Genomic DNA, 9,306 nt, shown 5'->3' with positions numbered 1-9,306 from the left:
GGCGGTCTCGACGGGAATCGAACCCGCGATCTCCTGCGTGACAGGCAGGCGTGTTAACCGCTACACTACGAGACCTATTAAAACTATGTATTGCGGGAGGCGGATTTGAACCACCGACCTTCGGGTTATGAGCCCGACGAGCTACCGAACTGCTCCATCCCGCGCTAATATTATTTACGTCTCAAAAATCAGTACTTAACAAGTATATCATTTTATATTATCTAATGTCAATAATAATTTTAAATAAATTTTACATTCATTTAATCGAATCTTCATATTGAAATGGGACAATTGACTAATAGTAATCGCCTTTCGAATACTTTATTAGTATATATAGTATCATTAACTTAGTCAATAAGTATTCTAAACTATTTTGTGTAAAAAAACGCTACATTTAAAATATTTTAATTAAAGATACCAATTGGATATCTAATTACACTTGAAAGTATCTCTATATTTAATTATCAACCTTATTAATAATAAAAAGTAGGTAGCTTTAACTCCCTACTTAAATTAGTTTAAATGTAGAACGTATTAATAATAAAATCATATGTTTTATTATTTAGTCATGTAATGTTGCATTTTTTCTTGTAATTCAGTAAAAGATACAAAGCCCTCTTCTTCTAAGAAATGTCCACCTTCATCAACAATTTTAGTCTTACCACCTAATTCGTCAATTAAGTTTTGGGTTTCTATGTAAGAAACATAAGAATCATCTTTTGAAGCTAGTCCATAAAAGTGATTAACTTTAGTTTTAATTAAATCATAATCAACATTAAACTCCCCTACATTTATTGAATCGTCTATTTTCTTCGCATCTTCTTTAAATCCTGCTATACTGAAGAACCCCTCAAATGGTCCGTCAATTGATAGACCTTCAATGTATTTCAAAGTAGCCAATGAACCATACCCATGAGTGACAAAATAAGTATCTTTAGATAAAAGTTCAATTTGTTGATTTAATTCGAAGACCCAATTGTCTATATTATCATTCTTACTTTCATCTAAATGGAATAATTGAACATCGTAACCTTCTAGTTCTAAATTATGTTGCAACCACTTATACCAGTGGTTATGAGAATTCCCTAATTGTGAATGAACTATAATTACATTAGTCATTAATATTTTTACCTCCTCAAACTTAAATAATAATTCTCAATTTATATAACAAAACACTTTTAAAGAGGCAATTCCACCTCAAAAAAAGTGTTTAAATTATTATATTTCATCAAGCAATTCTTCCACAGCATTTTTACCTTGTTGAATACAATCTGGAAGCCCAACCGCTTCAAATGGTGCACCTGTAATTCTGAGTGCAGAATAATTATTTTTAACGTGTTGTTGAATTTTTCTTATTTGACCAATATGACCAATGTGATATTGAGGCATGCTTTTAGTCAAACGATTGACAATTGTAAACTCCGGATCTCCATGGAAAGTCATCATTTTATTTAAATCACGACGTGCGATAGTCGCAATTTCATCATCAGTATGATCTTCAACAACCGTATCACCTGGTTTACCTACATATGCTCTAATTAAAACTTTTCCTTGCGGTGTAGTAAAAGGCCATTTTTTACTAGTCCAAGTACAAGCTGTAATATTTGTATTACTTGTTCTCGCGATGACAAAACCAGTACCGTTATATGTGTTTTCAATATTCTTCTCATCAAATGCAAATACAACCGTTGCAACTGAAGTAGAATCCATCTCGTTAAAGTATTTAAAAGCTTGATCGTGATTGAACCATTTCATAAATGTTTGATGAGGCGTAGTAATTAAAATACCATCAAATTGTTCACTGTATTGATCAGTTACTATTTCATAATTGTCATTGTTAATAATGATATCTTCTACATGTGTTTGATATTTCATCTTTACGCCTTTATCTTGTACATTTTTAGCTAATGCTTCAATAAATGAACTTAATCCGTGACGAAATTGTTTAAACTGACCTTTAGGGGCACCAGGATATAATTGACGTTTTTTAATACGTTCAGCCTTTTCGTGTTGCATACCCTTGATTAAACTACCATACTTTTCCTCTTGTTCTTTAAAATTAGGAAATGTACTCATTAAACTTAATCGATCTATATCGGTACCATAGATACCACCCATGAGGGGTTCTATTAAATTTTCAAGCACTTCATTCCCTAATCGTCTTCTAAAAAACGCTCCAACTGATATATCATCCTCAATTTTTATTGGGGGTATTACCAAATCTAGTCCCGCTCTTAGCTTACCTATTGGTGAAATAAGTCTTGTTTTTAAAAACGGTTTAATATCAGTTGGGATGCCCATAATCGAACCACCTGGTATAGGATACAATTTATTTTTAGCGAAAATGTATGATTGACCTGTTTCATTAGTAATTAAATCATCTTCAAGTCCAATATCTTTTGCTATATCAGTCATGATTGTTTTTCGTCCAAGATAAGATTCAGGGCCAAGTTCTATAGTATATCCATCTTTACGATACGTCTGTATCTTTCCACCTGGTCGATTTGTCGCTTCAAAAATGGTTACATCTATATCTGGTTTATAATGTTTTAAATAATATGCGCTTGAGAGGCCAGTTATTCCTGCACCAATAATTGCAACTTTTTTACTCACATTGAGTCCCTTCCTTTATTAAAAAACTGTTTTTATTTCATCCACGATAGCATTAATAAATAATGGATTCGTGTTAGGCATTGTTGGACGGTAGTAATTTGCTCCTATCTCATCACAAACAACTTTACATTCATAATCATTATCATACAGTACTTCTAAATGCTCACATACAAAACCTACTGGCGTGTAGATAAAGTGTTTATATTGATGTTCGTTATACAACGTTCTTGTTAAATCTTGTACATCGGGTCCTAACCAAGGTGTACCTGTGTGACCCTCAGACTGCCAGCCTTGAGCAACGTGTTTAATATTTGAAGATGTTTGTAAACGATTCATTGTATCTTTTAATTCATCAGGGTATGGATCATTATTTTTTTCAATTAAACCTTTAGGCAAACTATGAGCTGATACAACTAAGATTGTCTCATCATGTTCATCTTGAGGAATTTGCTCTAAAGTTTCATTAATTTTATTAGTCCAATACTCAATAAATTTAGGTTGGTGATAATAATGTTCAACATGATGTAAAGCAATATCGTATTTATCGGCCTCTTCTTTAGCACGTTTATTGTATGATCCAACTGAGAAACTAGAATAGTGTGGCGCTAAAACAACAGTAACCGCTTCTTTAATACCATCTTTATACATTTTTTCTACAGCTTCTTCAATATAAGGAGAAATATGCTTTAGACCTAAATACAATTTAAATTCCACATCTTCATAAACTTGATTTAAAGCATCTTTTAATGCTTCAGCTTGACGATCAGTAGTGCCAGCTAAAGGAGAAAGACCACCAATAAATTCATATCGGTCTTTTAAATCTTGTAATTCCTCATCAGTTGGTCTCTTACCATGTCTAATGTCTGTATAATATGGTTCAATATCACTCTCTTTATATGGTGTTCCATATGCCATAACTAATAAACCTACTGTCTTAGTCATTAAATAAAACCTTCCTTAATCTTTGTATTCTTAATACTATTTACTTGTATAATCATGAACAAATTGAGTAACTCGCTTTAATGTATCAGGTTGTACTTCAGGAAAAACACCGTGTCCTAAATTAAAAATGTGTTTACCTCTTTCCATGCCCTCGTCCAGAATTTCACGTACTCTTTGCTCTATTACGTCCCAAGGCGCGAGTAACAATGACGGATCTAAATTACCCTGTAACGTTTTATTAACACCCATTTTTGTAGCTGATGAGATAGACGTACGCCAATCTAATCCTAGGACATCTATTGCTAGGTCATTCCATTCATTAATTAAATGGCTTGCACCCACTCCAAACATTATGACAGGAACATCATATTTAGCTTTAATTCCGTTAATTAATTTATCCATTGAGGGTTTAATATAATAGCGATAATCTTGAACATTTAAAGCTCCAACCCATGAGTCGAAAATTTGAATCAGCTCTGCGCCCGCTTCCACCTGAGCAACCACATAGTCAATTGATACTTGTACGAGATGATTCATTAAAGCAAACCATGTTGCCTCATCCCCATACATCATTGCTTTAGTATAATTATAATTTTTTGAAGGGCCGCCCTCAATCATATAGGAAGCTAATGTAAATGGCGCACCTGTAAACCCAATTAATGGTACATTCAATTTCTCTTGTGTTAGCAATTGAATTGTTTCAAGTACATACGGTACATCACGTTTTGGATCAATTTGAGTTAATTTATCTACATCAGATACAGATTTAATTGGATTGCTAATCACTGGTCCAATACCTGATTTAATATCAACATCAACACCAATTGGTTTCAAAGGTGTCATTATATCTTTATATAAAACTGCTGCATCAGTATTGTAATTATCAACTGGTAATTGAGTTACATAAGCACATAATTCAGGTTGGTGTGTGATGTCGAAAAGTGAGTATTTCTCTTTTAATTTTCGATATTCTGGTTGTGAACGGCCAGCTTGGCGCATAAACCATACAGGTGTATGAGATGTTTTTTCACCTTTAATTGTTTGTAAAATTGTATTATTTTTATTATGCACCTTATAGTCCTCCTAAATTAAAATCATTCTTATCTATAATATCATATGCTGATATAATTATCGTTTATCTACACTTAAATGTCATAAAAAAGACAAAGCATAAATGTACATTTCAATTCATTAAATTATAATAATTTATTAAACAAAATTATAGTATATTTATATGCTTAAAAATATCCCTCAATAAGACTAAATGAATTTTTAAAATATTTAAACAATACATACAATTATTATAGCTAGTATCATTAATTAATCGTATAATATAAACAATAAAGGAGGTATGAGTCATGAACATATATACAACTTATGGGACTTATGGTTATTTAAATCAAATCCGAACAAATAATACTGATAGAAATCTATTTTTATTTTCAACAAATGATTCTTCTGTAATTATTGAAGAATCTGATGAAAAATCAATTTTAAAACATCCAACTGTTTATACAACTGTTAATGCTATTAATGACTTAGATCAAACACATTTTTACTCAGCAATATTTATCCCTTCTTCTGATGATCATGTCCATCAATTAGAAAAACGTATTGCAAATTTGGAATTAAATTTCGATAAGTTTGCCGGTTTTAAGAGTTATCGTTTTTTAAAGCCAGTGCAAGGAACAACTTACAAAGTTTATTTTGGTTTTGCTAATCGCCAAACTTACGAAGATTTTAAAGAAACAGATACATTTAAGGATTATTTTTCAAAAGATGCATTAAGACATTATTTTGGTTCTAGTAGTCAACATTCTAGCTACTTTGAGAGATATTTATATCCAATCAAGGAATAATAAAAAGGTTGCCTGTTAACTAGATTTAGTTTAACTTGTTCTAGTCATAGGCAACCTTTTTAATCTTTAAGTAGTGATTCTTGATATTGTAATTTCTTAATTGTGCTTCTAATCGTTAACCACCCTACTATAAAGAAGATTAGAACGAAAAAGAAATATTGTGGGTAAATACTGATAAATGCAATTGAAAAAATTATTCCTATAATTAACATCAAGCGATAAAGAAATTTTTCATAGCCTTTAATCACTTCGACATCTGATACTGGCCAAACTTGAGGCCATAATCCATAGGCTTGTTGCGTATAAAATTGAGACATTTGCAATAATGTAATGTACATAAACAGACATCCAATAATTGCTGAAACAATCGGAAACGATAGCCAAATCATTAGCACTAAAGCAATGACAATCAGTCTAAATATAATACTAAAAGCATCTCTACCTCTTACAAAGCTACGTGTATACAGATATAAATACATATTTTTAGAATTAAATTTCCGGCCTTTAGGTGTAGGTAATAAGAAATCTAAATATCTACGTCTAACTGCAGACTCTTTTAAATGTTTAACATCCGTAAACATATTTACGAATTTATAATAATTTGTATGGTGTCTTTCTTCAATATTTATCATTCGTTCCCATGGATATAAATTAACTCGATTTAATTTAGGTAACGCTAACATTCCACCAAGTAATATAAACGTAAAGATAACTCCCCAGTACATTTGGTAACCCAATACTAAGTCATATGTTACTAAATTAATCAAAAATAAAATTAAACTTATACTCCAACTTGATTGCTTTAGTTGATACCATTGCCATCTCACTTTCAATCCAATCCATGGATGTATCAATGTTAAAATACTCAAAATGATAAATGGTGTTATGAAATCACCATCTAATTTAGAAAATAACGGAAACAAGATAATGAGTATTACTAATTGTATCGCTATTCTATTAAAATAGCTGTAGCGAATGCTTAGGTTCATATAATTTTTCATATGTTTTTCAAAAGGCAATAAAAATATTCTATCCGCATCTTTTAAAAATGTTCGTATTGGAAAGATAGATGTTACAGCTAATATTATACTTGCACATAACGTATAATCTATATGTTTAGGTATATGTTGCAACCATTGACCATAACCTAATATAAATGCTCCCAATAAAATTAATAAAAATACTGAAAAATGGCCATTAAAAATAAATTTATTATAATAACGCTTTTCTTTTTGAATGGTGTTTAATCTAGATTTAAATAATGAAGTAGCTGAATTATCCATTTTCTTGACCACCTTGTGTGACATGTATATAGATGTCATCAAGTGTGTGACCACTTAAACCAGTTTGTTTACGTAGCTCCTCTAAATCACCGAAAGCAACCACTTTACCTTTATCTAAAATAATAAAACGATCACAATAACGTTCTGCAGTTGCCAAAATATGCGTACTCATTAAAACAGTACGTCCTTCATTTTTCTTTTCTACCATTAAATCCAACATGGATTGAATCCCTAGTGGATCAAGTCCTAAAAATGGTTCGTCAATAATATATAATTCTGGATTGACAATAAATGCACATATTATCATCACCTTTTGTTTCATACCTTTAGAGAAATGACTAGGAAAGACCTTTAATTCATTCTCTAATCTAAATGTTTTAAGTAAAGGTCTTGCACGTTTCATTGCTTCTTCTTTACTCAATTGATATGCCATTGCAGTCATCGCAATATGCTCTTCTAATGTTAATTCTTCATAAATAATTGGTGATTCAGGTATATAAGATAACTTTTTTCGATAAACTTCGATGTCATCTGTAATTTCTGTATTTGAGATAGAGAGATTACCCTCAGTTGGCGTTAATAAACCTAGCATATGTTTAATAGTTGTGCTTTTGCCTGCACCATTTAATCCAATTAAACCAACAATTTCCCCTGCTTTTAATTCAAAATTTATATCTTCAATAACAGGACGTTTTCCATAACCACCTGTTAAATGTTCAACTTTTACTGTCATAAGGCACCTCCATGAATAACATTGTACCAAAATTAGCTTTTAACTACTAAAATTACATTTACTTCACTAACGAAATTTTATTTTACTAATGCTATAATAAGCTATAAATACGTAAAAGGAGTGCATTCAAATGGCTGAAACTGTATTTAGTAAAATTTTATCTGGAGAGATTCCAAGCTTTAAAGTTTATGAAGATGACTTTGTTTATGCATTTTTAGATATTTCACAAGTGACTAAAGGTCATACGCTATTAATTCCTAAAAAAGCGTCACCAAATATTTTTGAAACTGATGAAGAGACAATAGCTCATATTGGTGCAGCTTTACCTAAAGTCGCTAATGCAATTAAGAAAGCTTTTAATCCTGATGGTCTAAATATCATACAAAATAATGGTGAGTTCGCAGATCAATCAGTATTCCATATTCACTTCCATTTCTTGCCACGATACGAAAATGATATCGACGGTTTCGGATACCATTGGGAAACACATGAGAACGAAATTAATGATGAACAAAAACAAGCTATCGCCAATCAAATCAAAGCGCAATTTGATTAATTCTGCATATTGAATGTCATTATAGGGTAATATACAATTATAATTAACTTGTCGAAATATGATTGTTGTAGAATCTGAAATTTATTTCATTTCTTATTCTATTATTATCCTGTAACGACATAATAAGTGAGGAGAATAGAACATGAAAATATCACGCGTATTATTTGGTATTACTGCGGGAGTAGCATCTGGAATTGCTGTTTCTTGGTTAAACCGTGATGATCAAAGCGTAAAAAATAACACGATTGATGCTAAAGAACCTACTGGGTCTCGCTCTGAATTAGAACGTGAAATTGAGTCACTTAAACGTAATTTCTTTAATATTATTGATTATGGCAAGCAAGTTAAAAATGATGGTGTCTCATATGGTAGCGAAATTGGTGATGAATTTAAAACACTAATTGGTGATTTTAAATCGGATATTAATCCTAATATCGAAAAATTACAATCACACATTGAAAATCTACAAAATCGTGGCGAAGAAATAAGTAATACTTTTTCAAAAGATAATAAATAAAGTTTTAATCATTAGATTAAACTGTGATACGGGAGTGGCGTTGAATTCATTATGAATATTTCGCTACTCTCTTTATTAATGCCAAAATTGACTTGACTGTTTTTACTGATAGTTAGATAATACGTAGCGTATATAAATAAGACCTATTAAGAGGTGTCAGTATGTTTCTATGTAAACGTCAAATTGATATTCATGCACGATTTGGTGTACCAAGAATTGCATTTTTAAGTTTTACTATTACAGTCATTGCATTTTTAATTAGTTATGAAATAATGTATTATTTTGTAAATACACCTTTGTCAGATCGACATTTTATTATCTTATTAATAATTGTTGCACTTATGTACCCTATCCATAAAGCATTACACCTTCTCTTTTTCTTACCTTATGTTAATTCATTTAGAATTCATAAATTAAACAAAAAGCGCTGGTTACCCTATTTTAATACGTATGTAAGTACGCCTGTACATAAGATATACTTTTGTATTAATTTAATTTTACCTTTTATTTTAATAACTATATTTTTGATTTTTCTAACGATGCATTTTCCGCAATATGGACATTATTTTATGTTTTTACTTGCGTTAAATTTTGGCATATCTGTAATGGATTTTTTATATCTTAAAATTATTATTTTTTCAAATGAAGGTCATTTTATCGAGGAACATCAAACAGGTATAAATATATTAAATAAAGTGCCTTATCAATCTTTTCACTGAGTATCATAGTATCGAGCTTGAAACATATATAATGCCTCAAGTTCGATACTTTTTTAATGCTTAAGCCCTACTTAATCTCATACT

10 protein-coding genes and 2 tRNA genes are annotated in these 9,306 nt (G+C 30.8%); 4 read left to right on the top strand and 8 right to left on the bottom strand.

Translation table 11 applies throughout. The annotated features are described in order from the left end of the window. Positions 1-2: 2 nt before the first annotated feature. From AC1RRU_RS10870 to hemE, 6 genes are all read right to left on the bottom strand, one after another. Positions 3-75 (bottom strand) — tRNA-Asp (locus AC1RRU_RS10870). Positions 76-90: 15 nt separating this feature from the next. Next, a tRNA-Met gene (locus AC1RRU_RS10865) sits at positions 91-164 on the bottom strand. 394 nt (positions 165-558) lie between these two features. Further along, on the bottom strand, positions 559-1,119 hold the full coding sequence (locus tag AC1RRU_RS10860; RefSeq protein ID WP_016931386.1) for an RBBP9/YdeN family alpha/beta hydrolase: 561 nt from the start codon (positions 1,117-1,119) through the stop codon (positions 559-561). A gap of 99 nt (positions 1,120-1,218) precedes the next feature. Continuing rightward, positions 1,219-2,613, bottom strand: a complete 1,395-nt coding sequence (hemY, locus tag AC1RRU_RS10855; protein ID WP_037571286.1) for a protoporphyrinogen oxidase — start codon at positions 2,611-2,613, stop codon at positions 1,219-1,221. Between the two features lie 18 nt (positions 2,614-2,631). Further along, the gene (gene hemH, locus AC1RRU_RS10850) at positions 2,632-3,555 is read right to left on the bottom strand and encodes a ferrochelatase (RefSeq protein ID WP_011275430.1); all 924 of its coding nucleotides are present in this window, start codon (positions 3,553-3,555) and stop codon (positions 2,632-2,634) included. A gap of 36 nt (positions 3,556-3,591) precedes the next feature. Beyond that, positions 3,592-4,626, bottom strand: coding sequence for a uroporphyrinogen decarboxylase (gene hemE / locus AC1RRU_RS10845; protein WP_011275429.1), 1,035 nt, complete (start codon positions 4,624-4,626; stop codon positions 3,592-3,594). Positions 4,627-4,913: 287 nt separating this feature from the next. Here hemE and AC1RRU_RS10840 point away from each other — a divergent pair, with 287 nt between their 5' ends. Further along, positions 4,914-5,414 carry a hypothetical protein gene (locus AC1RRU_RS10840; RefSeq protein WP_011275428.1) on the top strand — a complete coding sequence of 167 codons (501 nt, stop codon included), beginning with the start codon at positions 4,914-4,916 and terminating at the stop codon, positions 5,412-5,414. Between the two features lie 59 nt (positions 5,415-5,473). Here AC1RRU_RS10840 and ecsB read toward each other — a convergent pair whose 3' ends face one another. Both ecsB and ecsA read right to left on the bottom strand, forming a co-directional pair. Further along, a complete protein-coding gene (gene ecsB, locus AC1RRU_RS10835; RefSeq protein ID WP_053015868.1) occupies positions 5,474-6,697 on the bottom strand; it encodes an ABC transporter permease EcsB in 1,224 nt (407 codons plus the stop codon). Continuing rightward, positions 6,690-7,430, bottom strand: a complete 741-nt coding sequence (ecsA, locus tag AC1RRU_RS10830) for an ABC transporter ATP-binding protein EcsA (RefSeq protein WP_011275426.1) — start codon at positions 7,428-7,430, stop codon at positions 6,690-6,692. Before ecsA ends, ecsB begins: the two co-directional genes overlap by 8 nt. Before the next feature lie 130 nt (positions 7,431-7,560). On the opposite strand from ecsA, the gene AC1RRU_RS10825 reads away from it, so the two are divergent. From AC1RRU_RS10825 to AC1RRU_RS10815, 3 genes are all read left to right on the top strand, one after another. Continuing rightward, the gene (locus tag AC1RRU_RS10825; RefSeq protein ID WP_011275425.1) at positions 7,561-7,986 is read left to right on the top strand and encodes an HIT family protein; all 426 of its coding nucleotides are present in this window, start codon (positions 7,561-7,563) and stop codon (positions 7,984-7,986) included. Between the two features lie 142 nt (positions 7,987-8,128). Next, a complete protein-coding gene (locus AC1RRU_RS10820) occupies positions 8,129-8,503 on the top strand; it encodes a YtxH domain-containing protein (RefSeq protein WP_011275424.1) in 375 nt (124 codons plus the stop codon). Between the two features lie 161 nt (positions 8,504-8,664). Continuing rightward, positions 8,665-9,222, top strand: coding sequence for a DUF3267 domain-containing protein (locus AC1RRU_RS10815; protein WP_011275423.1), 558 nt, complete (start codon positions 8,665-8,667; stop codon positions 9,220-9,222). Positions 9,223-9,306: the final 84 nt, after the last annotated feature.

The sequence above is a fragment of the Staphylococcus sp. GW821-FHT11H10 genome (assembly GCF_058807855.1).
The sequence above is the reverse complement of the archived record's forward strand: the minus strand, read 5'-3'. Positions and strand labels throughout refer to the sequence as shown.